Genomic DNA, 24,619 nt, shown 5'->3' with positions numbered 1-24,619 from the left:
GGGCCGTCCGGATGACGGCGCGCGGGCCGTCAGTGGGGGGTGTGCGGGGGCAGGGCACTCTCGTGCAGGTGGGCGGCGAGCAGCTCGTACCAGTCGGCGCGGCTGCGGTCGCGGGCGGCGGGGTCGAGGGCGGGCGTGAAGATCCGGCCCTGCGGCTGGGCCTCGACGATCTCGTCGAGCGAGGACCACAGGCCCTGGGCGACACCCGCGAGGTAGGCGGTGCCGCGCAGGCTGGCGGTGGCGGAGTCGGCGGCGCGCTCCAGCGGCAGGCCGGTCAGATCGGCCTGGATCTGCATCAGCGGGTCGCTGCCGGAGACGCCACCGCCGACCCGCAGCCGGGTGAAGGGCGCGCCCATGGTGTCGGCGACGCCGTCGATGAGGTCGCAGACGGAGTGGGCGATGCCCTCCAGGACGGCGCGGGCGAGGTCGGCGCGGGTGGTGGCGAGGGTGAGTCCGGTGAGCGCCGCGGTGGCCTCCGGGTGCCAGACGGGCGTACGGACCCCGGCGAGCGCCGGGACGAAGCGCGGGGTGCGGCCGGGCCGGGACGGCACCCGGCCGGCCTCCTCCCCCAGCTCCTTCGGCGAGGCGAAGAGGCCGAGGTCGTCGCAGAGCCAGCGCAGGGCGGAGCCCGCGGTGGAGGTGTACGCCTCCAGGCTGAAGTGGCTGGTGTCGCCCTGCCGCCGGCCCGGTTGGGCGAGCACCCCGGAGATGTCGGGCCGGGGCAGGGCGGGTTCGGTGCCGGTCGCGGCGTCGACGAAGGCGCCGGTTCCGTACACGCACATGCCCTGGCCGGCTTCGAGTCCGCCGAGGGCGATGAGGGCGGCGTGCTGGTCGCCCATGGAGGCGGCCACGGGGACGGCAATGCCGAGGGCCGCCGGGTCGGTGGTGCCGAAACCGGCGTCGTCGGAGCGGAGTTCGGGCAGCAGGTCGAGGGGGAAGCCGAGGTGGCCGATCCACTCCTCGTCCCAGGCGTGCGCACCGAGCAGATAGCCGCCGCTGGAGGCCGCGTTGGTGGGCGTGGTGGCGTGCACGGCGCCGCCGGTCAGCCGCCAGATGAGCCAGGTGTCGACGGTGCCGAAGCGGAGCCGTCCGGCGCGGTGGGCGGCGGCGACCTCGGGGTGCGCGGCGATCTGCCGGGCGGCCCAGAGGAAAGGGGCGCGGGCGCCGACCGGCCGGCCCTGGCGGGCCAGCAGGCGAGCGTCCCACTCGGCCTCGTAGCCGGTCAGCTCGTGGGCGTACCGCCGGTCCTGCCACACCACGGCGGGCAGCAGCGGCTCGCCGGTGGCCCCGTCCCACAGCATGGCGGTGGCCCGCTGGGTGGAGAGGGCGACCGCGGTGATCTCGATGCCGTCCTCACGGGCGCCGGCGACGGCGCGCCGGGCCACGTCGAGGGTGGCGGTCCAGATCTCCGCCGGGTCCTGCTCGACGGCCAGGTCGTCCGGGTGGCTGACCGCGATCGAGCGGTAGAACACCTGGTGGGCGGCGCCGGAGTCGAGGACGACTCCGGCCCGGGTGCCCGTGGTGCCTTCGTCGATGGCCAGCACACCGCGCCGGGAGGCGGCGCCGGTGAACGTCTGCGTCATAGCGGCCCTTTCACTTACGAGCATGCGGTACGGGGGCGAGCGATCATCGTGTGCCGGGGCGGGGCCCGGGCCCGGTCAGCGCGCGGGGGCGGCGGGGGCGGTTTCCGGGGCGGCGGCCAGATCCTGGGCCGCGGCCTCGTCCGGGGAGATCCCGGCCTTGGTGGGGTCCCACTTGATGACCAGGCAGGTGACCAGGCCGAGCAGCGGCACGACGGAGAGCACCAGGAAGGTGCCGGCGAGCCCGAGCCCGTCCTTGATCTGCGGGAAGACGTACAGCCCGACGACGGAGCCGAAGCTGCCGACCATGCCGGTGACGCCGGTTCCCAGGGCCCGTACGTCGCTGCTGTACGAGAGGGCGGCGATGGACTTGCCGTTGGCGCCGGGGCCCGCCGCGTGGCAGAGGATGAAGACCACGGGCAGCAGGAACGCGACGGCCAGCGGGACCTTCCCGAAGGTCAGGCCCATCGCGACGAGGGCGACGAAGACCCCGGCGAACCCGGCGGCGGAGCTGAGCCGCAGGCCCAGACGGCGCCCGGCGTAGGCGGAGACGAGGCCGCCGACGATGCCGAAGGCGTTGAAGACCATGGAGCCGACGGTGGCCTTCTCGAAGCTCTCACCGAAGATCGACAGGCTGATGACCGGGAGGTACCAGCCGACCGCGAAGTACTGCATCGACTGCCCGAGGGAGATCACCGAGGAGAGGACGGTGCGCGGCAGGTAGGCGCCCTTGAAGAGGACTCCGGCCTGGCGGAAGCCGGGCGCCGGGGCGGCGGTGGCGGCGCGGGTGGCGTCGTCGGGGCTCCCGGCGACGGCCTTGATGCCGTAGAGCTTGTCGAGGTTGGCGACGGCGTCGTCCAGGCGTCCCTTGCCCGCCAGCCAGGTCGGGCTCTCCTTCAGCATCGCCCACTGGCCGATCAGCAGCACGACGGCGACGACCGCGGCGGAGCCGACGGACCAGCGCCAGATGTCCGCGCCGACGTCCAGGTGGAAGAAGAGCAGTGCCAGGGCGAGGTTGCTGGTGGTGGCGACGTACCAGACGGCCTGCCAGAGGTTGAGGCGGCCGCCCTGCTTCGCGGGCGTGTACTCGGCGAGCAGCGCCATCGCCACCGCGAAGTCGATGCCGTAGGCGACGCCGACCAGGACGCGGCCGAGCCAGACGACGGTGAAGTCCCCGGCGAACGCGGCGAGCAGGGCGCCGGCGATGGCGAAGACCTTGGCGAGCAGCAGCGGGGGGACCCGGCCGAAGCGGGTGGCGAGCCAGCCGCCGGCCGGGTTGAAGAGGATCGCCAGCGCGGGGGCGGTGGCGGTGAGGACCGAGACCTGGGTGCTGGTCAGGTGCATCTGGGTCGTCATCGGGCCCAGACCGGCGCTGAGCGCGGCGTTGGAGTAGGCGTCGAGGAAGAGCCCGCCGAAGACGAGGAACCAGACGACCTGCGCGCGGCCGGTGATCTTTCCCAGGCCATCGATGAGGCCGACGACGTCGGCGACGCCGTTGACGCTCGGACGTTGTGCCATGAATCCGCCTCTGAAGGAAGGACCCATCGGTGGCGGGAAAAGAGGAAGACAGGCATGACGAAACCACCGACAGGTGGTCTATGTCTGTGCCTGTCCAAAAATCTGCGGAAAGCGCCGCAGCACGTTTAATGCAAGGTACGAACTACGAGCGAGGTTAAGAACGGATCAGGAGGCCGTCAAGGGTTTCGCGGGGGTTACCTGAATGTGACGGGCGGGCTGCGCGGGGTGTCCGGGGCGGCCCCGACCTGGCGTGTTGCGGCCCCCGGATGCGGAGCCCGCCGTGCCGGATGTGCCGATCTCTCCTAGCCTGTGCGGCATGACCCAGGAAGCGGGCACGCAGGACCGGGGAAGCGGGACGACCGAGGAGTCCGCACGCGCATCGGCGCTGCTCACGGCCCAGGAACAGGCGGCGGCGCTCTTCGCGGAGATCGGCCGCCGCGGGCTGGTCGCCCCCGGACGCGGTGAGCGCGAGGTGAGCGACGCGGTACGGGATCTGGCCCACGAGATGTTCGGGGTCCGGCGGTACTGGCACAAGCGGATCGTCCGTTCCGGCCCCAACACCCTCCAGCCCTACCGGCAGAACCCGCCGGACCGGACCATCGGCGAGGACGACATCGTCTTCTGCGACTTCGGCCCGCTCTTCGCGGAGTGGGAGGCGGATTTCGGCCGGACTTTCGTCCTCGGCGACGACCCGGTCAAGCACCGGCTCCGCGACGATCTGCCGCTGCTCTTCGAGGCGGGCCGCCGCCATTTCGCCGCCCACCCGGACATCACCGGCGAGGAGCTGTACGCCGAGGTGGTGCGGTTGGCCGAGGCGGCGGGCTGGGGGTTCGGCGGGCCGCACTCGGGCCATCTGCTGGGCGAGTTCCCGCACGAGACGGTGGCCGGCGCCGAGGTCGACTCGTACATCGCGCCGGGCAGCGCCCGCCCGATGCGGCGCGACGACGGGCAGGGGCGGCGCTGCCACTGGATCCTGGAGATCCACCTCGTCGACCGGGAGCGGGGGTTCGGCGGCTTCCACGAGGAGCTGCTGGACCTCGGGCACCGGGAGGCGTCCTGACCGTGCCGGTCACGGGTGCTGGCTGCTGACCGCAACGACCTCGCCCGTCATGTACGAGGCGTAGTCGCTGGCGAGGAAGACCATGACGTTGGCGACCTCCCAGGGTTCGGCGGCGCGGCCGAACGCCTCGCGGGCGCTCAGCTCGGCCAGCAGCTCCTCACCGGCGACCTTGGCGAGGTGCGGGTGCATGGCGAGGCTGGGGGCGACGGCGTTGACACGGATGCCGTGGGCGGCGACGTCGAGGGCGCTGCACCGGGTCAGCGCCATCACCCCGGCCTTGGCGGCGGCGTAGTGGGCCTGGCCCTTCTGGGCGCGCCAGCCGACGACCGAGGCGTTGTTGACGATGACGCCGCGGCCGGCCGGGACCATATGGCGCAGCGCGGCGCGGGTGGCCTTGAAAGTGCTGGTCAGCGTGGTGGCGAGGACGGTGTCCCACTGGGCGTCGGTCATCTCGGCGACGGAGGCGGTACCGCCGAGGCCGGCGTTGTTGATCAGTACGTCGAGGGCGCCGCACTCCCGCGCCGCGGTGTCCATGAGCCGGTCGAGCTGTGCGCCGTCGGTGACGTCGCAGGGCACGGCGAGCGGGCGGGTGCCGGTGTGGTCGGCGAGCCGGTCGGCGGCCTCGGCCAGCCGGCGGGCGTGGCGGTCGCTGATGACGAGGCGGGCGCCCTCCTCGGCGCACCGCCGGGCGGCGGCGAAGCCGATGCCGGTACCGGCGGCGGCGGTGACGACGACGGTGCGGCCGTCGAGCAGCTGGTGGGAGCGGGGCCGGTCGGGGCCGGGGTGCGGGGCGGGCCGGGCGGCGGGCGCCCCGGGGATCTCGGACACGGTCACACGGCTCCCTCGTCGGATGCGGCGGGGTGTACTCCCCCGCCGGGCGGGCCTTCCAGGCGGCGCAGGACCTCGTCGGCCTGCGTGATGATCCGGTCGATCAGCTCCCGGCAGCTCGGCAGGTCGTCGATGAGGCCGACGACCTGTCCGGTGGCGAGGACGCCGAGGTCGGGGCGGCCGTCGAGGAGTCCGGTGCGGTAGAGCAGCGGGGCGTTGGCCGCCATCACCACCTGACTCCAGGTCAGATCGTGGCGGCGGCGCAGCGCGAGGCCCTCGCGGACGAGGCCGGGCCAGGGGGTGCCGGAGAGTTTCCGGAAGGCGGTGGCGTTGCGGGCGGCGCGCAGCAGCCGTCCGGCGCCGGTGGTCCGCTCCAGCCGGGCGACCGGACCGGTGCGCAGGACGCGCTGCGGGACGCCGTCGATCTCCCGGGTCAGGACGGTGTCGTGGACGCCCTTGTCCAGGTAGACCTGTTTGACGGCGGGGGCGACGGGCGAGTCGCGGGTGAGCAGGAAGCGGGTGCCCATGGCGATGCCGTCGGCGCCGTAGGCGAGGGCGGCGACCAGACCGCGGCCGTCGCAGTAGCCGCCGGCGGCGATGACCGGCAGGTCCACGGCGTCGCGGACCTGCGGCAGCAGCAGCCCGGTGGGGACGGCGCCGGTGTGGCCGCCGCCCTCGCCTCCCTGGACGACCACCGCGTCGGCGCCCCAGGCCGCGACCTTCTCGGCGTGGCGGCGGGCGCCGATGGACGGGACGACGAGCAGTCCGCCGTCCTTGCAGCGGGCGATGAGGTCACGGCGGGGCGCGAGGGCGAACGAGGCGACCTTCACACCGCTGCGGATCAGCAGGTCGACGCGGGCCTCGGCGTCGGGCTGATCGGCGCGGAGGTTGACGCCGAAGGGCCGGTCGGTGGCGGCGCGGACCGCGTCGAGGGCGCGGCGCAGCCCGTCGAGGTCGAGCAGCCCGGCGGAGAGGATGCCCAGGCCCCCGGCGTTGGCGGTGGCCGCGGTGAGGGTGGCGTCGGAGACGTACCCCATACCGGTCTGGACGATCGGATGGGCGACGCCGAAGAGGTCGCAGATCCGGGTGCGCAGCGCCGGGTGCGTCATGCCGGGATCTCCGCATCGCGCAGGCCCGCCGGGTCGATGACCTCGCGGATCAGGTGGAGTTCGGCGGCGGTGGGCAGGCGGGTCGCGGGGATGTCGCCGTCGGTGACGAGCGGGCAGCCGGTGCGGGCGACGACGTCCTCGGCGCTGACGCCGGGGTGGACGGAGACCAGCCGGAGCGTGCCGGTCGCGGGGGCGAAGTCCAGGACGGCGAGGTCGGTGACGACGCGGCGCAGCGCGTGGTGGCGGGCCGCGCGCCCCACGGCTGCCGCGGCGGCGGTGCCGACGCCGCAGACCATGTCGACCCGGGGTACGAAGACCCGGGTGGAGTGGCGCGGGACCCAGTAACTCACCGGGTGGCAGACGGTGTTGCCGGGGGCGCCGCGGACGCCGAGGAGCTGCACCTCGGGGGCGTCGTAGGGGCCGATGGCGGAGAGGTTGACGTTGCCGTGGGCGTCGATCTGGGCGGGGATCATCATGGCGTGCCGGCGTCCGCTCCACACCAGGTCGAAGAGGGTGCGGAAGGGCGCGTACCCCTCCACGGGCCCGTCGGGCGCGGCGCCGAGCGGCCAGATCCCCCGGACCAGCCGGGCCTCGCCGTCGGTGAGCAGCAGATCGGGGGCGAAGGTGGCGCGGGCCAGCCGGACGCCGACGGTGGGGGCGGTGCCGAAGGCGCTGGCCAGGATCTCGCCGCTGCCGCGGAACGCCTCGGCGCAGGCGACCGCGCAGATCTCGGCCCGGGTCGCGTCGCTCATACCGGCTGCCCCTCTCCGTGGTGGCCCGGCGCCCGGTGGTGTCCGTCGCCGGTGAGATAGCGGTGGTGGAACGCCTCCCACGCCTCGGGCGTCCGGGCGGCGTCGGCGTACTCCTTCTGGTACGCCTCGTCGCGCGGATAGTCCGGTGCGCAGGAGGTGAAGTGGGCACCGCCGGGGGCCTCGACGACGCCTTCGACGGCGAAGCGGCGGACGACGAGGGTGGCCGGGTGGGTGTCCTCGGTGAGGCGGGCCGTGGGGACGATCCGTTCGCAGGAGACGAAGGCATGCTCGGCGGCGCCGCAGAAGAGGTCGTCGAAGTACGGATCGGGCCCCAGGCACTGGGCGTTGCCCGCCGCGTCGGCGCGGTTGAGGTGGACCAGCGCGGCGTCCAGCGGCAGCGCGGGCATCGCGACCAGCTCCTCACCGCCGCCGTACGGGTCGGCGACGGTGCGCAGTCGGGGGTTGACGGTCAGGACGTCGGAGCCGAGTCCGGCGCGGGTGGGCAGGAACGGCAGCCGCAGCGACGCGGCGTACAGCCCCCACTGGAGCATCCCCTCGTCGTACTCCGCGACCTCGATGCGGCCGCTCTGGCGGGCGGCGCGGAAGTGCGGGTCGAGCGGGATGGAGTCGAGCGAGACGAAGCCGAAGACGAGCTTGCGGACCTTCCCGGCGGCACAGAGGAGGCCGACGTCGGGGCCGCCGTAGGAGACGACGGTGAGATCGCGCAGATCGGAGCGGAGGATCTCGCGGACCAGGGCGAGCGGTTTACGGCGCGAGCCCCAGCCGCCGATGCCAAGGGTCATTCCGGAGCGGAGCCGGGCGACCACCTCCGGCGCGGTCATCGTCTTGTCGGCCATACGCAGCTCCTGACGGTGTGTGCCGTGGACGGTCTCGTACCGGGCGCCCGCCACCGGGCTCCGGGGCGGCTCCACACATACCTAGCAAACGTTTGGTAGATAGATTACGGTGGCCGCGCGGCCGGGTGTCAAGGGCCCGCGGCGGCCCGGCCGGGCGCCGTGACGCGGGCGGAGAGGGGCGGACCATGAGCGGCGATCCGCGGGACTTCACCGGCCGGACGGTGGCGGTCACCGGCGGCACCAAGGGCATCGGGCGGGCCCTCGCCGAGGCGTTCCTGGCGGCCGGTGCGGAGGTCACGGTCTGCGGGCGCACCGCACCGCCGGCCCCGCCGCGCGCGGGCGGCCGCACCGCCCGCACGGTCCGCGCCGACGTCCGCGACCCGGCCGCGGCACGGGAGTTCGTCGACGCCGCGGCCCACCGCTCGGGGCGGCTCGACGTCCTCGTCAACAACGCCGGCGGCTCACCGGACGCCGCCGCGGCCACCGTCTCCCCGCGCTTCGTCGAGAAGGTGGTGGCGCTCAATCTGCTGGCGCCGTTCTACGCGTCCCAGGCCGCGTACCGCCATATGCACGGCCAGGACGGCGGCGGCTGCATCCTCAACATCGGCAGCGTCTCGGCGCACCAGCCGCAGCCCGGCACGGCCGCCTACTCCGCCGCCAAGGCCGGGCTCCTGACGCTCACCCGGGCGCTGGCGCTGGAGTGGGGACCGGCGGTCCGGGTCAACCACCTCAGCGCCGGGCCGGTGCGGACGTCCGGCACGGAGCACGAGGCGGCCCTCGCCGGGATCGTCCCGCTGGGCCGGCCGGCGCTCCCCGCCGATCTCGCCGACGCCTGTCTGTTCCTGGCGGGCCCGGCGGCCGGTTACATCAACGGCGCGGATCTGGCCGTCCACGGCGGCGGCGAGGTGCCCGCCCGCTACCTGGCCGGGCGGCCGGACCGGATGTTCTGACGTCCTGTCAACTTCCGTACACCGGCAGCGGCGACCGGGCCGCCGCGAGCAGCCGGCGGGCCGTGACCCCGGCCTCGGCGGGGGTGCGGCGGGCGCCGCTGTCGTCGCTCGGGCCGGGGTGCCAGCCTTCCATGACGGTGATACGGCCGGCCTCCGCCTCGAAGACGCGGCCGGTGACGCCCGCCGCGTCGGCGGAGCCGAGCCAGACCACGAGCGGGGAGACGTTCTCCGGGGCCATCGCGTCGAACTCCCCCGCGGCCGGCGCCGCCATCGTCTCCGCGAAGGCGTATTCCGTCATCCGGGTGCGGGCGGCCGGGGCGAGGGCGTTGACCTGGACGCCGTAGCGGGCGAGTTCGGCGGCGGCGACCAGTGTCAGCCCGACGATCCCGGCCTTGGCGGCGGCGTAGTTTGCCTGCCCGACGCTGCCCAACAGACCGGCGCCGGAGCTGGTGTTGACGATCCGGGCGTGCGGTGCGCGGCCCGCCTTGGCCTCCGTCCGCCAGTGCGCGGCGGCGTGCCGGAGCGTGAGGAAGTGGCCCTTGAGGTGGACGCGGACGACGGCGTCCCAGTCGTCCTCGCCGAGGTTGACGAGCATCCGGTCACGGAGGAATCCGGCGTTGTTGACGAGGGTGTCGAGGCGGCCGAAGGAGTCCAGCGCGGTGGCGACCAGGGAGGCGGCGCCCTCCGGGGTGGCGATGTCCCCGTCATGCGCCACCGCCTCGCCGCCGCGCGCCCGGATCTCCTCGGCGACCTGCCGCGCCGGGCCGGTGACCGCCCGGGTGCCGTCGAGTCCGACGCCGAGGTCGTTGACGACGACCCGGGCCCCCTCGGCGGCGAAGGCGAGCGCATGGGCGCGGCCCAGCCCGCGTCCGGCTCCGGTGATCGCGACGACGCGCTGGGCGCACAGTCCGGCCATGGCGTTCCCTTCCGTCCGCTGATGACGGCGGGCGCCGACCCCTCTGCCGCCGTCCGTCGAACTGCTAGCCTACCTAACAAACGTTAGATGGAAAGGTGGCCGAACGCCTCATGGGTGTCTCCGTCTCCCGTCCCGAAGAGGGCGTCCGCGTCGTCATGGTCGACGTCCCGCCGGTCAACGCCCTTCCCGTCCAGGGCTGGTACGACCTCGCCGACGCGGTGCGCACCGCGGGCGCCGACCCCGGGGCACGCTGCGTGGTGCTGGCCGCCGAGGGGCGCGGCTTCAACGCGGGCGTCGACCTCAAGGAGATGCAGCGCACGCCCGGCCACACCGCGCTGATCGGCGCCAACCGCGGCTGCTACGAGGCGTTCGCCGCGGTCTACGACTGCGAGGTGCCGGTGGTCGCGGCGGTCCAGGGGTTCTGCCTGGGCGGCGGGGTCGGCCTTGCCGGGAACGCCGATGCGATCGTGGCGAGCGACGATGCGGTGTTCGGCCTGCCGGAGCTGGACCGCGGGGCGCTCGGCGCGGCGACCCATCTCGCCCGGCTGGTCCCGGCGCACCTGATGCGGACGCTGTACTACACCTCCCGCACCGTCACCGCGCAGGAGCTGCGGGCGCACGGCTCGGTGTGGCGGGTGGTCCCCCGGGCGGAGCTGCGGGCGGCGGCGCTGGAGTTGGCGCGGGAGATCGCGGCCAAGGACGGCACGCTGCTGCGGCTGGCGAAGGCGGCGCTCAACGGCATCGACCCGGTCGACGTCCGCCGCAGCTACCGCTTCGAGCAGGGCTTCACCTTCGAGGCCAACCTCAGCGGCGTCGCGGACCGGCACCGGGAGGCGTTCGTGGCGTCGCGGGAGCCGCGGGAGGAGAGGGGCTGAGCGGCGGGGCGCGGGCGCGCGCCGCCCGGTCCGCAGCCCCTCAGAGCCGTTCGATGATCGTCACATTCGCCTGGCCGCCGCCCTCGCACATGGTCTGGAGGCCGAACCGGCCTCCGGTGCGCTCCAGTTCGTGCAGGAGCGTGGTCATCAGCTTGGCGCCGGTGGCGCCGAGGGGGTGGCCCAGGGCGATGGCGCCGCCGTTGACGTTGACCTTCGCCGGATCGGCGCCGGTCTCCCGCAGCCAGGCGAGGACCACGGAGGCGAACGCCTCGTTGATCTCCACCAGATCGATGTCGTCCATCGTCAGCCCGGCCCTGCGCAGCGCGTACGCGGTGGCCGGGATCGGGGCGGAGAGCATCCGGATCGGGTCCTCGCCGCGTACCGAGAGGTGGTGGACGCGGGCACGGGGCGTCAACCCGTGTTCGTGGACGGCGCGATCGGAGGCGAGCAGGAGGGCGGCGGCGCCGTCGGAGATCTGGGAGGCGAGGGCGGCGGTGAGGCGGCCGCCCTCGGCCAGCGGGGTCAGCGCCGCCATCTTCGCGAGATCGGTGTCACGGCGCGGCCCCTCGTCGGCGGTGACGGCGCCGTACGGCACGGTCTCGCGGGCGAAGCGGCCCTCGTCGAGGGCGCGGACGGCCCGCCGGTGGGAGCGGAGCGCGAACTCCTCCATCTCCTCGCGGCCGATGTCCCACTGTGCGGCGATGAGTTCGGCGCCGTGGAACTGGTCGACGGGCCGGTCCCCGTACCGCGCGCGCCAGCCCGCCGATCCGGCGTAGGGCCCCTCGGTGAACCCCAGCGGTTCGGCGGCCCGGCGGCTCGCGAAGGCGATCGGGATCTGCGACATGCTCTGCACACCGCCCGCGACGACCAGGTCCTGGGTGCCGGAGAGCACGCCCTGGGCGGCGAAGTGGACGGCCTGCTGGGAGGAGCCGCACTGCCGGTCGACGGTCACGCCCGGCACCTCCTCGGGCAGTCCGGCCGCCAGCCAGCAGGTGCGGGCGATGTCCGCCGCCTGCGGTCCGACGGTGTCCACGCAGCCGAACACGACGTCCTCCACGGCGGCCGGGTCCACGCCCGAGCGCGCCATCAGGGCCGTCAGCACCTGCGCCCCGAGGTCCGCCGGGTGGACGGCGGACAGTCCTCCGCCGCACCGGCCGACGGGGGTGCGGACCGCTTCGACGAGATACGCCTCGGGCATCGGGACTCCTCAGGGAAGGTGCGTCAGGGGGTGCGCTCCCCGAGGGCGATGCCGTCGAGCACCATCGAGAGGTACTGCCGGGCGATCTCGTCGGGGCTGTGCAGTCCGCCCGGCCGGTACCACGACGCGGCGACCCAGACGGTGTCGCGGACGAAGCGGTAGGTGAGGCGGATGTCCAGGTCGGCACGGAAGACGCCGTCGGCGACGCCGCGCTCCAGGGTGCCCAGCCACGCCTTCTCGAACTTCCGCTGCGAGTCGGCGAGATAGGTGAACCGGGGCTGGACGGAGAGGTGGCGGGACTCCTTCTGGTAGATCGCGACCGCCGCGTGGTGCCGGTCGATCTCCCGGAACGACTCGGTGACCAGCGCCTCGATGGTCTCCCGGGGGCCGAGCCCGGCGGCGAGGACGGCGTCGTAGCCCGCCCACAGCTCGTCGAGGAAGGTGGAGAGGATCTCGTCGAGCATCGACTCCTTGGAGTCGAAGTGGTAGTAGAGGCTCCCCGCCAGCATTCCGGCCGCGTCGGCGATCTTGCGGACGGTGGTGGCGTTGTACCCCTGCGCGGCGAACACGTCGGCGGCCACGCCGAGCAGTTCCCGGCGCCGCTCGGGCGAGGGGGTCATCGTCTTCTTCTTGCCGCTGTCGGGCGCATTGCTTTTCGGCACACCGCCATTGTCGTCCCCCGCCCGCGCCGCGGCGGGACCGGGCCTGACGTGTACCGGAGCGGGCGGACCCGCCGACGCGCGGCGGCGCCCGTCACGGCCGGGGCTCCCGGGGCAGCCCCAGTACCCGTTCGGCGATGATGTTCCGCTGGATCTCGTTGGAACCGCCGTAGAGCGTGTCGGCGCGGGAGAAGAGGAACAGCCGCTGCCACTCGTCGAGGCCGTAGGGGGCCCCGGCGGCCAGAGTGCCGTCCGCGCCGCGGATCTCCATGGCGAGTTCGCCCAGGTCACGGTGGAAGGTCGCCCAGTAGATCTTGCCGATGGACGCCTCCGGGCCCGGCGCCCCGGCGGCGGCGCCCTCCAGCATCCGCAGGGCGTTGCCGCGGACGGTCTCCAGGCTGATCCAGGCGCGGGTGAGCCGGTCGCGGATCAGCGGGTCGCGGGCGGCGCCGTTGCGGACCGCGAGGGCGGCCAGCGCCTCCCATTCACGGCGGAAGCCGACCTGCTGCCCGAGGGTGGACACACCGCGTTCGAAGCCGAGGGTGGCCATCGCGACCTCCCAGCCGCCGCCTTCCTCCCCGACGAGGTTCCCGGCGTCGGTGCGGGCGCCGTCGAACAGCACCTCGTTGAACTCCGCGGTGCCGGTGAGCTGGGTGATCGGCCGGATCTCCACACCGTCCCGGTCCAGGGGCACCAGCAGGTAGGACAGACCGCGGTGGCGCGTCGAACCGGGTTCCGTACGGGCGAGGACGAAGCACCACCGGGCTTCGTGGGCCAGGGAGGTCCAGATCTTGCGGCCGGTGAGCACCCAGGAGTCGCCGTCCCGTTCGGCGCGGGTACGGACCGCGGCGAGGTCGGATCCGGCGTCGGGTTCGCTGTAGCCCTGGCACCACAGGTCGCGGGCGGCGGCGATGGCCGGGAGGAAGCGGGCGCGCTGCTGCGGGGTGCCGAACGCCATGAGGGTGGGGCCGACCAGCTGTTCCCCGATGTGGCCCACCCGGGCGGGTGCGCCGGACTCGGCGTACTCCTCGTGGAAGGCGACCTGTTCCTCCAGGGTGGCGCCACGGCCGCCGTACTCCTCGGGCCAGCCGACGCAGGTCCACCCGGCGGCGGCCATGTGGCGTTCCCAGGCGAGCCGTTCGGCGAACGCCTCGTGCTCCCGGCCCGGCCCGCCGAGACCGCGCAGCGGCGCGAACGCGCCGGTGAGCTGCGCCTCCAGCCAGCTCCGCGCCTGCTGCCGGAACTCGTCCACCGCGCTCATCTGCCGGCTCCCCCACGGATCTCGACGGCCACCGGCCGGTACGTTAACCTACCAAACACTTGTTAGGGAAGGAGGGCGGATGTCCACTGCCCCGACGGAGCCGGTCCGCTACGAGACCCGGGGCCCGGTGGCCCTGATCACCATGGACCGCCCCGCCTACCGCAACGCCCAGAACTCCGCGATGACCTACGCGCTGGACCGGGCGTTCTCCCGCGCGGCCGCCGACGACGACGTCAAAGCCGTCGTCCTCGCGGGTGCGGGCACGCACTTCTCGGCCGGTCACGACATCGGCACCCCCGAGCGCGACGCCCACCTCCCGTTCGACCGCACGGCGGGACTGTGGTGGGACCACTCGGACAAGCAGGGCGCCGAGAGCCGCTACGCCCGCGAGTCCGAGGTGTACCTCGGCATGTGCCGCCGCTGGCGGGAGCTGCCCAAACCGGTGCTCGCCTGCGTCCAGGGCGCCTGTGTGGCGGGCGGGCTGATGCTGGCGTGGATCTGCGACCTGATCATCGCCTCCGAGGACGCGTTCTTCGCCGACCCTGTGGTCCGGATGGGCATCCCCGGCGTCGAGTACTTCGCCCATCCCTGGGTGATGCCGCCGCGGATCGCCAAGGAGTTCCTCTACACCGGCGACCGGATGAGCGCCGCCCGCGCCTACGAACTGGGCATGGTCAACCGCGTCGTCCCGCGCGAACAACTCCTCGGCCACGCCCTGGAGCTGGCGACGAAGATCGCCGGTCAGCCGCGGATGGGCCTGGCGCTGACCAAACGCGCGGTCAACCAGGCCGAAGACCTCCAGGGCCTGCACACCGGCCTCGACTCCGTCTTCGGCCTGCACCACCTCGCCCATGCGCACAACGCGGAGACCTCCCGGGACGCGCTCGGCGGGATGGACGTCCGGGCCATGAAGGAGGCCGGATCCTGATGGACCTCGACCTCACCGCCGCGCAGCGTGCCTTCCGCGACGAGGCCCGCGCCTGGCTCGCCGGCCACGTCCCCACGGCGCCGCTGCCGTCCCTGGAGACCGCCGAGGGGTTCGCCGCCCACCGCGCGTGGGAGCGGACGCTGGGCGCCGGCCGCTGGTCGGCGGTGTCCTGGCCCGAGGCGTACGGCGGCCGGGGCGTCGGCATCGTCGAGTGGCTGCTCTTCGAGGAGGAGTACCACGCGGCGGGCGCCCCCGGCCGGGTCGCCCAGAACGGCGTCCATCTCCTCGCCCCGACCCTGCTGGAGCACGGCACCGACGCCCAGCGTGCGCGGATCCTGCCGCCGATGGCGCGCGGCGAGACGATCTGGGCGCAGGCGTGGTCGGAGCCGGAGGCCGGATCGGACCTGGCCGCGCTGCGCTCGACGGCGACCCGCGCCGACGGCGGCTGGCTGCTCGACGGCCAGAAGACCTGGTCGTCCCGGGCCGCCTTCGCCGACCGCGCCTTCGGCCTCTTCCGCAGCGAGCGCGGCGCGCGCCCGCACCACGGGCTGACGTATCTGATGTTCCCGCTGGACGCACCCGGCGTGACGGTCCGGCCGATCGGCCGCCTCGACGGCAAGCCCGCCTTCGCCGAACTCTTCCTGGACGGCGTCTTCGTCCCCGACGAGGACGTCATCGGCGCCCCCGGCGACGGCTGGCGCGTCGCGATGTCCACCGCGGGGAACGAACGCGGGCTGACGCTGCGCAGCCCCGGCCGGTTCACCGCCGCCGCGGCCCGGCTGACCGCGCTCTGGCGCGAGCGCGGCGCGCCGGAGGACACGGCGCTGCGCGACCGGGTCGCCGACGCGGTGATCGGCGCCGAGGCGTACCGCCTGTTCACCCACGCGGCCGCCGCCCGGCTCGCCGCCGGGGAGCCGATCGGCGCGGAGTCCAGCCTCAACAAGGTCTTCTGGTCGGAGCTGGATCTCGCGCTGCACGAGACCGCGCTCGATCTGCTCGGCCCGTACGGCGAACTCGCCGACGGCGCCGACGAGGCACCCGCCCACGGCCGGTGGGCGGAGGGCCATGTCTTCGCGCTCGCCGGTCCGCTCTACGCGGGTACCAACGAGATCCAGCGCGACATCATCGCCGAGCGGCTGCTCGGCCTGCCGAAGGGACGACGCTGATGCGGTTCCTCCTCGACCGCGAACAGCGGGAGTTCGCCCGGACGCTGAACTCCCTGCTCGGCGCGGCCGGCACGCCCGCGGCGGTACGGGCCTGGGCGGCCGGCGATCCGGGGCCCGGCCGCGCCCTGTGGAGCAAGCTCGCCGATACCGGGGTGTTCGCCCTGGCGGTCCCCGAGCGGCACGGCGGGGCGGGGCCGCATCCGGTCGAACTCGCCGCCGCCTTCGTGGAGTTGGGCCGCCATGCGGTGCCGGGGCCGCTGGTGGAGACGGTCGCGGCGGCGGCCCTGCTGAGCGAGGCGGACGGGCCGGGACGGGCCGCTTCCGCCACCGGCGACCCCCTGCTCGGCGATCTCGCGGCCGCTCTCCTCCCCCGTATCGCCGCCGGGTGCTCCCTCGTCTCCCTCTGCCTGCTCTCGGCGGAGCAGCCGTACGCGCTGGACGCCGACGCCGCCGACGCGGTGCTGGTCGTCGAGGGGGACGCGCTGCGGAAAGCGGAGTCCGTGGGGCCGGTGCAGCGGTCGGCCGATCCGGCGCGGCGGTTGGCCCGGCCGGGGCCGGGGCCCGTCCTCGCGCGGGGGCCACGGGTGCGGGCGGCGGCGGCGCGGGCGGCTGAGGTGGCGGCACTGGCGACGGCCGCCCAGGCGCTGGGGCTGGGCCGGGCGCTGCTCGACGCGACCGTCGGGTACGTCCGTGACCGGACGCAGTTCGGCGTCCCCGTCGGCTCGTTCCAGGCGGTCAAGCACCGGCTGGCCGACACCCTGCTGGGCCTGGAGTTCGCCGAACCGCTGGTGTATGCGGCGGCGCTCGCCCTGGCGCGGGGCGGGGCGGACGGCCGTGGCGTCCCGGCGGCGAAGGTCGCGGCCGGCGAGGCGGCGTACGCGGCGGCGCGCACCGCGCTCCAGCTGCACGGCGCCCTCGGCTACACCGAGGAGCCCGATCTGTCCCTGTGGATCCGCAAAGCCCGTGCCCTGCGCGACGCCTGGGGCACCCCCGCCGCGCACCGCGCCCGCGTCCTGGCCCCGTGACGGCCGGGCCGGTACGGCATCCGGCACCACGACAGCAGCGAAGGAGCGGACGGTGCGACTGACGGCGGAGCAACGGGAGTTGGGGTCCGCGGTACGCGCGGTCCTCACCCGGTACGACGGCGCGGACGCCTGGCGCCCGCTGACCGAACAGGTCGGGATCGCGGGGCTCGGCGTCCCCGAGGAGTACGGCGGCACCGGCGGCGGCGTCCGGGAACTCCATGTCGTCCTGGTGGAGTTGGGCCGGACGCTCAGCCCGCTGCCGTTCCTCGGCTCGGCGGTCCTGACCACGCAGGCGCTCCTCGCCACCGGGGACGGGCGGGCCCGCGCCCGGCTGCTGCCCGGCCTCGTCTCCGGGGCGGTGACGGGCGCCCTGGCCTGGGCCGAGGACGGCTCGTGGGACCCGGCGCAGATCCGGACCGAGGCGGTCGCCGGGCCGGACGGGGGCTGGCGGCTCACCGGCGCCAAGGAGCACGTCCTGGCCGGCGCCGACGCCGGACTGCTGCTGGTGGCGGCGCGCACCGCCGGCGGCCTCGCGCTCTTCGAGGTTCCCGCCGACGGCCCGCGGGTCCGGCGCGAGGCCCTGGTCCCGGTGGACTCCACGCGGGCCCAGGCCCGGATCGTCCTCGACGGCGCCGGCGGGCGGCTGCTCGGTGCCGACGGCGACGGCGCGCGGGTCCTGGCCCACGTCCTGGACCTGGCCGCCACCGCACTCGCCGCCGAGCAGACCGGCGCCGCCGCACACTGCCTGGAGCGCACCGTCGCCTACGCCGGGACCCGCCACCAGTTCGGCCGCCCCATCGGCTCCTTCCAGGCGGTCAAGCACCGGCTGGCCGACGCCTACGTCCAGGTCGAGGCCGCCCGCACCGCCGCCCTGGCCGCGGCCTGCGCCGCCGACGACCGCTCGCCCGCCCTGCCCCGGCTGGCCGCCGCCGCCAAGTCCGCCTGCTCGGAGGCGTTCACCGCGGTGGCCTGCGAGATGATCCAACTCCACGGCGGCATCGCCCTCACCTGGGAGCACGAGGCGCACCACTACTTCAAACGCGCCCACACCTCCGCCCAGCTCTTCGGCTCGGCCCGCTGGCACCGCGCCCGCCTCGCCCGGGAGCTGGGATTGACCGGATGACGGTCGACGGGTCGACGGGTTCCAGAAACGGGCGCCGGACTTGTCCTTCCGCGCACAAATGCCACGTCAAACGCCTTGCCACGCAATCGCGTCGGGGTTCCGGATCCAGACGTACCCGTATCCGCCGTCCGGCCCCCGCGGCGTCCGTCGCGCGGATAACCTCCCGCCGAGGGGCCGACCCTCAGACACACCACCAACGGAAGGTGCGTTCCATGCGTAAGTTCAGGCGTGTTCTCGTCTCCGCCGCCGTCGTCACGATGGCCGCGACGGCACCGATAGCCCTCGGCGCCGCCTCGGCGAACGCGGCCCAGCCCGCGACCGCCGCCCCTGTGGTGAAGCTCTCCTGCGACGCGCAGCAGCTGCGGCAGCAGGCGGACCAGGCCGACGCCCAGGCCGCCCAGGCCGAGGACCGGGCGCGGGACGCGGCGGCCCGCGGCGACCAGCAGCAGGCCACCGCGTACTCGCAGCAGGCGCAGGCGTACCACCAGAAGGCGCAGCAGCTCCGCGACCAGGCCGCGCAGTGCGGCTGACGGACGGGTAGCCCGTAGGTCCGCCACCATCGGCGGGCCGCAGCGGCGGTCCGGGGATCTCCCGGGCCGCCGTTTTCCGTGTGCGGCGGGCGGGTGCGCGTCGGCCGGGACCCGGGCCGCGCCACCGCCGTCACCCGTTCGGAGCAGTGCGTGCGGCGGCTCCCGGTGGGCGACCGGCGCCGCGGGCGCCGCGCGGCGCCCGGCCGGTCGCCGGGGCCGCGGCCGGACCGGAGGGAGCGCGGTCGGAGCCGACCGGTGCGGCGGGTGCGACGCTACGAAGGTGCCGCACCGCGGGCGCCGGCGGTGCGCACACCGTCCGGGACCGGCGGGTACGCCCGGCCCGGCGCCCTTCGCCCCACACGCAGGAGGCCGACATGGTCAGCAAGCCGGACACCACGCTCCAGGGGAAGGCCGCCTTCATCGGCGGCGCGTCGCGCAACCTCGGCGGGCTGATCGCCGGCACGCTCGGCGCGGAGGGCGCCCGGGTCGCGGTCCACCACCACAGCGACTCCTCCCGGGCCAAGGCCGAGGATGTCGTCGAGCGGATCAACGCGGGGCCGGGCGAGGCGTTCGCGCTCCAGGCGGATCTGACCCGGCCGGCGGAGGTGGAGCGCGCCTTCGACGAGGTCGTCGCCCGCTTCGGGAAGCTCGACATCAGCGTCAACACGGCCGGAATGGTGCTGAAGAAACCGATGACGGAGATCACGGAGGAGGAGTACGACCAGATGTTCGCGGTCAACTCCAAGGCCGCGTTCTTCGTGATGAAGGAGGCCGCCCGGCGGATCGCGGACGGCGGGAAGATCGTCACCGTCGTCACCTCGCTGCTGGCCGCCTACACCGGGCAGTACTCCTCGTACGCGGGGAGCAAGGCGCCCGTGGAGCACTTCGCGCGGGCCCTGTCGAAGGAACTGTTCGGGCGGAACATCTCGGTCAACAACATCGCGCCGGGACCGATGGACACCCCGTTCTTCTATCCGGCGGAGGACGACGACTCCGTCGCGTTCCACAAGGCGTCCGCGATGAACGGCGACCTCACCCGGATCGAGGACATCGTGCCGTGGGTGCGGCTGCTGCTGACCGACGGCTGGTGGGCCAACGGCCAGACGCTCTTCCTGAACGGCGGCTACACGACGCGCTGAGACCGGCGGGGCGGCCGCTCCCGCACCGTCCGGGGCGACGGAATCACCGCGTCGCCCCACCGATCGGGCCCGGCTCTTTGATACTGGACGGTGTCGTCCGCCGTCCGGCCGGGCCCGTACGGGGTGGCCGGGATCCATCGCAGGAGGAACCGTTGAAGATGCTCATCAACGTCGCCGAGACCGTCGTGGCGGACGCGCTGCGCGGTATGGCGGCGGCCCACCCCGAGCTGGTCGTGGACGTCGAGAACCGGGTGGTGGTGCGGCGGGACGCGCCGGTGGCCGGGAAGGTCGCGCTGGTCTCCGGCGGCGGCAGCGGGCACGAACCGCTGCACGGCGGGTTCGTCGGGCCGGGGATGCTGGACGCGGCGTGTCCCGGGGAGGTGTTCACCTCGCCGGTGCCCGATCAGATGGTGCGGGCGGCGGCCGCCGTGGACAGCGGGGCGGGCGTGCTCTTCCTCGTGAAGAACTACACCGGCGACGTCCTGAACTTCCGGATGGCGGCGGAGCTGGCCGAGGACGAGGGCGTCACCGTCGCCAGTGTGCTGATCGACGACGACGTGGCGGTGACCGACTCGACGTTCACCGCGGGCCGCCGCGGCACCGGCGCCACCCTCTTCGTCGAGAAGATCGCCGGGGCGGCGGCCGAGGAGGGCGCGCCGCTGGAGCGGGTCGAGGCGATCGCCCGGCAGGTCGTCGGCGCGTCCCGCAGCTTCGGGGTGGCGCTCGCCGCCTGCACGACCCCGGCCAAGGGCAGCCCGACCTTCGATCTGCCGTCCGGGCAGCTGGAATTGGGCGTCGGCATCCACGGCGAGCCGGGCCGGGAGCGGCGCGCGATGATGACGTCCCGGGAGATCGCCGAGGTCGCGGTGGACGCCGTCGTCGACGACCTTCAGCCGGAGCTTCCGGTGCTGGTGCTGGTCAACGGCGCGGGGGCGACGCCGCTGCTGGAGCTGTACGGCTTCGCGGCCGAGGTGCACCGGCGGCTCGCCGACCGGAAGGTGGCGGTGGCCCGCACCCTGGTCGGCGACTACGTGACCTCGCTGGACATGGCGGGCGCGTCGGTGACGCTCTGTCAGGTGGACGAGGAGCTGCTGCGGCTGTGGGACGCGCCGGTGCAGACCGCGGGGTTGCGGTGGGGCCGCTGAGCCGCGCCGCCCCGCGCCCGGGGGACGTCCGGGTGCCCGTACCGTCCGTAGCGCCACGAGCAGAGGAGAGTCACGTGTCCGAAACGGCCCTGGATGCCGCGTTCTTCGTCCGGTGGATGACGGCGGTCGCCGCCGCCGTCGACCGGGAGGCCGATCACCTCACCGATCTGGACTCCGCGATCGGCGACGCCGACCACGGCAGCAACCTCAAGCGCGGCTTCACCGCCGTGCGCACCGCCCTGGAGAAGGAGCCCCCGGCGACGCCCGGTGCCGTCCTGGTGACGGCGGGGAAGACGCTGGTATCCACCGTCGGCGGCGCATCCGGTCCGCTCTACGGGACGCTGCTGCGGCGGACGGGCAAGACGCTCGGCGACGCGGAGCGGGTCGGGCCGGAGCAGCTGCGGGACGGGCTGCGCGCCGGGGTGGACGCGGTGGGGCAGCTCGGCAGTTCGGCGCCGGGCGACAAGACGATGCTGGACGCGCTGGACCCGGCGGTGACCGCGCTGGCGGACGGCTTCGCGGCGGCGGCCGAGGCGGCCGGCGAGGGCGCGCGGGCGACCGTGCCGCTCCAGGCCCGTAAGGGGCGCGCCAGCTATCTCGGGGAGCGCAGCATCGGCCACGAGGATCCCGGCGCGGCGTCGTCGGCGCTGCTGATCGCGGCGCTCGCGGAGGTGGCGCGATGACCGGGCGGACGGCGGTGGCCGGGACGGTGGGCATCGTGCTGGTGTCGCACAGCGGTCCGGTGGCGGAGTCGGTCGCGGCGCTCGCCCTCGGGCTGGCGGGCGGGGCGCGGGCGCCGGTGGCCGCGGCGGGCGGCACCCCGGACGGCGACCTGGGCACCAGCGCGGAGCTGATCGCCGAGGCGGCCCGCTCGGTGGACGGCGGGGCGGGCGTCGCGCTCCTCGTCGACCTGGGCAGCGCGGTGCTGACCGTGAAGGCGATGCTGGCGGAGGGCGACGAACTGCCCGAGGGCGCCCGGCTGGTGGACGCACCGTTCCTGGAGGGCGCGGTGGCCGCCGTGGTCACCGCGTCGACCGGCGCCGACCTCGCGGCGGTGGCGGCCGCGGCCGGGGAGGCGTACGGGTACCGGAAGGAGTGAGACGGTCCCCGGCGGCCGCCACCGAGGGCGGCCGCCGGACTCCGGGCCCGGGCTGCCGATTCGCCGCCGGGGTGCGGGGCCTCGGTCCGGCAGGACGGCCGCGGAGGCCAGGAAGCTCTTGAAGAAGGCGGGGATCTCGCGCAGGGAGTGCAGCGGCGAGTACCACAGCGACTTCATCACCACGGACTTCATCGCGGCGAAGGTGTGCGGGTCGGTGGCGGCGGCGGAGCGGTGGAAGTGGCTGAACTGTCCGGCGCTCCAGGTCCGCGGGTCCGCCCCCATCGCCTGTACCGCGGCGAGCTCCTTCTTCCGGCCCGCCCGCTCCAGCCGGTCCAGGACGGCATCGTGGTCGGAGCGGTCCCGGCCGCCGTCGTAGATCTTCTGGTCGGTTCCGACGTACGCGCCGACGAGTTCGGGGTGGCTGCGCGCCAGGCGGAGCGCGAGGGCGCTGCCGAAGGAGCAGCCCAGGAGCACCACCTGCCGCACACCGAGGCGTGCCCGTACGTGCTCCACCATCTCCACGGCGTCCCGCAGCAGCCGCTCGAACGTCATCTCCCCCTGGCCGTCCGCACCGGAGCGGCGCAGGGTCTTGCCGGTGCCGCGCATGTCCCAGCGGACCAGGGTGACGTGCCGCTCCCAGCCGCGGGAGAGGTTGGCCAGGACCGAGTGGGACGAGCCGGGCCCGCCGTGCAGTTGTGTAGCACGTACACAGTTCATGGCTGGTCGCTCCCGCCCGTCCCTGGAGGTCTCCATGCTCAGCACGATGATCACCGCCGCCGGCGCCTGCGTCGCCGCTCCGGTGGCCGGTCTCCTCGCCCACCGCGCCGTCGTCCGCGCCGGCAACGCCCGCCGGCTGCGCATCACCGACGGAATCCAGGGGTCATGACATCCGCTGAGCAGCGGTGCGGATGACGGCGTTCGGGGCCCTCCGGGTTCAACCCGGGCATCCCGCGGGCGCGTCTCCGTGCCCGCGGCTCAGCTCCCCGCCCCCCGCAGGAGGGACTCGGTGAGCCGCTGCCAGTGGGCCGTCATGAGTTCCGCCAGCCGGTCCGGATCGCCCTCGCGGGCGGCGTGGACGATGTCCCGGTGGGTGGCGACGGCGTCGGCCACCGCGTCGGCGTTGTGCTCGTAGGACCGGGTGATGCGAAGCGTGAGCGGGTGGTCCCAGAGGCTCTCGATCATCTGCAGCAGGACGAAGTTTTCGCAGGGTTCGAACAGTGACATGTGGAAGCGGCGGTTGAGCGAGAACTGTGCGTCGCAGTCGGCGGGATCGATCAGCGCCATCTCCTCCACCAGCGCGTTGAGCCGGGAAATCTGGACCGCGGAGTGCCGGCCCGCCGACTGCCTCGCAGCCAGCGCCTCCAGGGGTTCGCGTACCTGGTAGACATACCGGATGTCCTGCGCCCGGACCTCGTTGACCACATGGCCGTGTCCGGGGGTCCAGGTCACCAGCCGTTCGTGCGTGAGCCGGTTGAGGGCGTCCCTGACCGGTGTGCGGGAGACCTCCAGGGCATCGGCGACCTGGCCCTGGACGAGCTGGGTCTCCGGGGGGAGCTTCTCCTGGATGATCAGGTCCCGCAGCCGCTCGTAAACACGCACGCTGAGGGGCCGGTTGTCCCTCGGCGTCTTGGGCAGCGGGTCGATCGGCTTCATGCGGATGCTCCTCCTCGTGCCCGGGAGGCGCGCAGTCGGCGGCGCCCGGGCGTCCTTCCGTCGAGTCAACCCTAGATCCTTTCGGATCCAGCGGCTTTACAGGATCCGAAGTATCCCTTGCCGACACGGGATACCGTGGATACCGTCTTCTTCCAGCCACACGGAGGAGGACCTGTGACAGCGGCGACAACGGTTCTGCGGGGTGTCGATCTCGATGCCCGGGGACGTCAGACCGGCTCGATCGACATCGAGCACTCGGACAACCGGCACGACGACGGTGTGATCCCCGTGCCCGTCGTCACCCTCTCGGGCGGCCCGGGCCCCACCGTGCTGCTCCTGGCCGGTACCCATGGTGACGAGTACGAGGGGCAGGTGCTGCTGCACCGGCTGATGCGCGAGACGGACCCGTGCGCCGTCAGCGGCCGGCTGATCATCGTTCCCGCCCTCAACCTTCCCGCGGTCCGGGCCGCGGCGCGCGTCTCACCGCTGGACGGCGGCAACCTCAACCGGGCCTACCCGGGCGACGCGCGCGGCGGTCCGACCGCGCAGATAGCCCACGCGGTCGCGACCGGGCTGCTCCCGCTCGCGGACCTCGCGCTCGATCTGCACTCCGGCGGCACCAACAGCCATTACCTGCCCTCGGCCTTCGTGTACGCGGGCCCCGACCCCGAGTCCTGGGCGCGCAAGAAGAGCGTGGCGGAGTCGTTCGCCCTGCCCTGGTCGTTCGTGGTGCCACCGCGTCTGGAACCGGCGTCGTTCTCCGCCGCCGCCGATGAGGCGGGAGTCGTGATGGTCTCCACCGAGCTCGGTGGCGGGGGGTGCGTCGACCCCGCCGTCGTCCGGGAATCCGAGGCCGGGCTGCGCCGCGTCCTGGCCGCCGCCGGAGTGCTCGAGGGGCCACAGGCTCCGCCGCCCGCCCCCTCGACCGTGTGGCTGGACCTGGACCGTGAGTCCGCGGTACGGACCCCCGCTCGCGGCCTGTTCGAGCCGCTGGTCGACCTCGGTCAGCGGGTGGGCGCGGGAGAGATTCTGGGCCGTGTCCACCCGGTGGAGGAGCCGGACCGGCCCTCGGAACCGGTCACCGCCCACCGTGGCGGCGTCGTCGCCATCCTCCGCCGCCCGCCACTCGTCGACTTCGGCGACCACCTCCTCCACCTCGCGAGCCCTCTCGACGAGAGCTCCTGACAGTGCGGATACCCGTCATCCCGTCATGCGGGAGACACCCCTGCCTACGGAAGGTCGCCCCAT

25 protein-coding genes and 1 pseudogene are annotated in these 24,619 nt (G+C 74.2%); 14 read left to right on the top strand and 12 right to left on the bottom strand.

Translation table 11 applies throughout. The features are described from left to right. Nucleotides 1-29: 29 nt before the first annotated feature. Nucleotides 30-1,583, bottom strand: coding sequence for an FGGY family carbohydrate kinase (locus ACF1BH_RS11305; RefSeq protein WP_391642157.1), 1,554 nt, complete (start codon nucleotides 1,581-1,583; stop codon nucleotides 30-32). A gap of 75 nt (nucleotides 1,584-1,658) precedes the next feature. Continuing rightward, nucleotides 1,659-3,098, bottom strand: a complete 1,440-nt coding sequence (locus tag ACF1BH_RS11300; protein ID WP_391642156.1) for an MFS transporter — start codon at nucleotides 3,096-3,098, stop codon at nucleotides 1,659-1,661. Nucleotides 3,099-3,414: 316 nt separating this feature from the next. Here ACF1BH_RS11300 and ACF1BH_RS11295 point away from each other — a divergent pair, with 316 nt between their 5' ends. Continuing rightward, a complete protein-coding gene (locus ACF1BH_RS11295) occupies nucleotides 3,415-4,158 on the top strand; it encodes a M24 family metallopeptidase (RefSeq protein WP_391642155.1) in 744 nt (247 codons plus the stop codon). A gap of 9 nt (nucleotides 4,159-4,167) precedes the next feature. Here ACF1BH_RS11295 and ACF1BH_RS11290 read toward each other — a convergent pair whose 3' ends face one another. Genes ACF1BH_RS11290 through ACF1BH_RS11275 form a run of 4 tightly spaced genes read right to left on the bottom strand, consistent with a single transcriptional unit; the run spans nucleotide 4,168 to nucleotide 7,704 of the window. Further along, nucleotides 4,168-4,977: an SDR family oxidoreductase gene (locus tag ACF1BH_RS11290; protein ID WP_391642215.1), complete on the bottom strand. Its 810-nt coding sequence runs from the start codon at nucleotides 4,975-4,977 to the stop codon at nucleotides 4,168-4,170. 11 nt (nucleotides 4,978-4,988) lie between these two features. Then, nucleotides 4,989-6,095 carry an NAD(P)H-dependent flavin oxidoreductase gene (locus ACF1BH_RS11285; RefSeq protein ID WP_391642154.1) on the bottom strand — a complete coding sequence of 369 codons (1,107 nt, stop codon included), beginning with the start codon at nucleotides 6,093-6,095 and terminating at the stop codon, nucleotides 4,989-4,991. Continuing rightward, nucleotides 6,092-6,847, bottom strand: coding sequence for a CoA-transferase subunit beta (locus ACF1BH_RS11280; RefSeq protein ID WP_391642153.1), 756 nt, complete (start codon nucleotides 6,845-6,847; stop codon nucleotides 6,092-6,094). Before ACF1BH_RS11280 ends, ACF1BH_RS11285 begins: the two co-directional genes overlap by 4 nt. Next, nucleotides 6,844-7,704: a CoA transferase subunit A gene (locus tag ACF1BH_RS11275; protein WP_391642152.1), complete on the bottom strand. Its 861-nt coding sequence runs from the start codon at nucleotides 7,702-7,704 to the stop codon at nucleotides 6,844-6,846. The genes ACF1BH_RS11280 and ACF1BH_RS11275 overlap by 4 nt, the downstream gene beginning before the upstream one ends. Nucleotides 7,705-7,889: 185 nt before the next feature. Here ACF1BH_RS11275 and ACF1BH_RS11270 point away from each other — a divergent pair, with 185 nt between their 5' ends. Continuing rightward, entirely contained in the window at nucleotides 7,890-8,654 is a 765-nt protein-coding gene (locus ACF1BH_RS11270) for an SDR family oxidoreductase (RefSeq protein ID WP_391642151.1), read from the top strand. 7 nt (nucleotides 8,655-8,661) lie between these two features. On the opposite strand, the gene ACF1BH_RS11265 is transcribed toward ACF1BH_RS11270, so the two are convergent. Next, on the bottom strand, nucleotides 8,662-9,570 hold the full coding sequence (locus ACF1BH_RS11265) for an SDR family oxidoreductase (protein ID WP_391642150.1): 909 nt from the start codon (nucleotides 9,568-9,570) through the stop codon (nucleotides 8,662-8,664). Between the two features lie 110 nt (nucleotides 9,571-9,680). Here ACF1BH_RS11265 and ACF1BH_RS11260 point away from each other — a divergent pair, with 110 nt between their 5' ends. Then, nucleotides 9,681-10,445: an enoyl-CoA hydratase family protein gene (locus ACF1BH_RS11260; protein ID WP_391642214.1), complete on the top strand. Its 765-nt coding sequence runs from the start codon at nucleotides 9,681-9,683 to the stop codon at nucleotides 10,443-10,445. A gap of 40 nt (nucleotides 10,446-10,485) precedes the next feature. Here the strand turns inward: ACF1BH_RS11260 and ACF1BH_RS11255 are convergent, their stop codons facing one another. The 3 genes from ACF1BH_RS11255 to ACF1BH_RS11245 form a co-directional block, all read right to left on the bottom strand. Further along, complete coding sequence (locus ACF1BH_RS11255) at nucleotides 10,486-11,643, bottom strand: acetyl-CoA C-acetyltransferase (RefSeq protein WP_391642149.1); 1,158 nt, start codon at nucleotides 11,641-11,643, stop codon at nucleotides 10,486-10,488. 23 nt (nucleotides 11,644-11,666) lie between these two features. Continuing rightward, nucleotides 11,667-12,263, bottom strand: a complete 597-nt coding sequence (locus ACF1BH_RS11250; protein WP_391642213.1) for a TetR/AcrR family transcriptional regulator — start codon at nucleotides 12,261-12,263, stop codon at nucleotides 11,667-11,669. Between the two features lie 133 nt (nucleotides 12,264-12,396). Further along, nucleotides 12,397-13,563 (bottom strand): acyl-CoA dehydrogenase family protein, encoded by a 1,167-nt coding sequence (locus ACF1BH_RS11245; protein ID WP_391642148.1) that lies wholly within the window; start codon nucleotides 13,561-13,563, stop codon nucleotides 12,397-12,399. 79 nt (nucleotides 13,564-13,642) lie between these two features. On the opposite strand from ACF1BH_RS11245, the gene ACF1BH_RS11240 reads away from it, so the two are divergent. The 9 genes from ACF1BH_RS11240 to ACF1BH_RS11200 all read left to right on the top strand — a co-directional run bounded on the left by ACF1BH_RS11240 (nucleotide 13,643) and on the right by ACF1BH_RS11200 (nucleotide 21,718). Continuing rightward, nucleotides 13,643-14,491 (top strand): enoyl-CoA hydratase, encoded by an 849-nt coding sequence (locus ACF1BH_RS11240; RefSeq protein WP_391642147.1) that lies wholly within the window; start codon nucleotides 13,643-13,645, stop codon nucleotides 14,489-14,491. Beyond that, nucleotides 14,491-15,657: an acyl-CoA dehydrogenase family protein gene (locus ACF1BH_RS11235; protein ID WP_391642146.1), complete on the top strand. Its 1,167-nt coding sequence runs from the start codon at nucleotides 14,491-14,493 to the stop codon at nucleotides 15,655-15,657. The genes ACF1BH_RS11240 and ACF1BH_RS11235 overlap by 1 nt, the downstream gene beginning before the upstream one ends. Beyond that, complete coding sequence (locus ACF1BH_RS11230) at nucleotides 15,657-16,682, top strand: acyl-CoA dehydrogenase family protein (protein WP_391642145.1); 1,026 nt, start codon at nucleotides 15,657-15,659, stop codon at nucleotides 16,680-16,682. The genes ACF1BH_RS11235 and ACF1BH_RS11230 overlap by 1 nt, the downstream gene beginning before the upstream one ends. Before the next feature lie 52 nt (nucleotides 16,683-16,734). Further along, nucleotides 16,735-17,805 carry an acyl-CoA dehydrogenase family protein gene (locus ACF1BH_RS11225; RefSeq protein WP_391642144.1) on the top strand — a complete coding sequence of 357 codons (1,071 nt, stop codon included), beginning with the start codon at nucleotides 16,735-16,737 and terminating at the stop codon, nucleotides 17,803-17,805. Nucleotides 17,806-18,017: 212 nt separating this feature from the next. Further along, entirely contained in the window at nucleotides 18,018-18,335 is a 318-nt protein-coding gene (locus ACF1BH_RS11220) for a hypothetical protein (RefSeq protein WP_391642143.1), read from the top strand. A gap of 374 nt (nucleotides 18,336-18,709) precedes the next feature. Beyond that, nucleotides 18,710-19,474, top strand: a complete 765-nt coding sequence (locus ACF1BH_RS11215) for an SDR family oxidoreductase (RefSeq protein WP_391642142.1) — start codon at nucleotides 18,710-18,712, stop codon at nucleotides 19,472-19,474. Nucleotides 19,475-19,626: 152 nt separating this feature from the next. Next, nucleotides 19,627-20,619 (top strand): dihydroxyacetone kinase subunit DhaK, encoded by a 993-nt coding sequence (gene dhaK / locus ACF1BH_RS11210; RefSeq protein ID WP_391642141.1) that lies wholly within the window; start codon nucleotides 19,627-19,629, stop codon nucleotides 20,617-20,619. A 116-nt stretch (nucleotides 20,620-20,735) separates the two neighbouring features. Then, nucleotides 20,736-21,302: a dihydroxyacetone kinase subunit DhaL gene (gene dhaL, locus ACF1BH_RS11205; protein WP_391642212.1), complete on the top strand. Its 567-nt coding sequence runs from the start codon at nucleotides 20,736-20,738 to the stop codon at nucleotides 21,300-21,302. Continuing rightward, the gene (locus ACF1BH_RS11200) at nucleotides 21,299-21,718 is read left to right on the top strand and encodes a PTS-dependent dihydroxyacetone kinase phosphotransferase subunit DhaM (RefSeq protein ID WP_391642211.1); all 420 of its coding nucleotides are present in this window, start codon (nucleotides 21,299-21,301) and stop codon (nucleotides 21,716-21,718) included. The genes dhaL and ACF1BH_RS11200 overlap by 4 nt, the downstream gene beginning before the upstream one ends. A gap of 243 nt (nucleotides 21,719-21,961) precedes the next feature. On the opposite strand, the pseudogene ACF1BH_RS11195 reads toward ACF1BH_RS11200, so the two are convergent. After that, nucleotides 21,962-22,435 (bottom strand): annotated as a pseudogene (locus ACF1BH_RS11195) (alpha/beta fold hydrolase); the annotation flags it as partial. On the opposite strand from ACF1BH_RS11195, the gene ACF1BH_RS11190 reads away from it, so the two are divergent. Continuing rightward, nucleotides 22,434-22,604 carry a hypothetical protein gene (locus tag ACF1BH_RS11190; protein ID WP_391642140.1) on the top strand — a complete coding sequence of 57 codons (171 nt, stop codon included), beginning with the start codon at nucleotides 22,434-22,436 and terminating at the stop codon, nucleotides 22,602-22,604. The pseudogene ACF1BH_RS11195 and the gene ACF1BH_RS11190 overlap by 2 nt on opposite strands. An 89-nt stretch (nucleotides 22,605-22,693) precedes the next feature. Here ACF1BH_RS11190 and ACF1BH_RS11185 read toward each other — a convergent pair whose 3' ends face one another. Then, nucleotides 22,694-23,371, bottom strand: coding sequence for a GntR family transcriptional regulator (locus tag ACF1BH_RS11185; RefSeq protein WP_391642139.1), 678 nt, complete (start codon nucleotides 23,369-23,371; stop codon nucleotides 22,694-22,696). 174 nt (nucleotides 23,372-23,545) lie between these two features. On the opposite strand from ACF1BH_RS11185, the gene ACF1BH_RS11180 reads away from it, so the two are divergent. Further along, on the top strand, nucleotides 23,546-24,556 hold the full coding sequence (locus tag ACF1BH_RS11180) for a succinylglutamate desuccinylase/aspartoacylase family protein (RefSeq protein ID WP_391642138.1): 1,011 nt from the start codon (nucleotides 23,546-23,548) through the stop codon (nucleotides 24,554-24,556). Nucleotides 24,557-24,619 lie beyond the last annotated feature (63 nt).

It is taken from the genome of Streptomyces sp. NPDC014733, assembly GCF_043083385.1.
In the GTDB taxonomy this organism is placed as follows: Bacteria; Actinomycetota; Actinomycetes; order Streptomycetales; family Streptomycetaceae; genus Streptomyces.
Note: the sequence above shows the minus strand (reverse complement) of the source record. Positions and strands in the feature narration are given on the sequence as shown.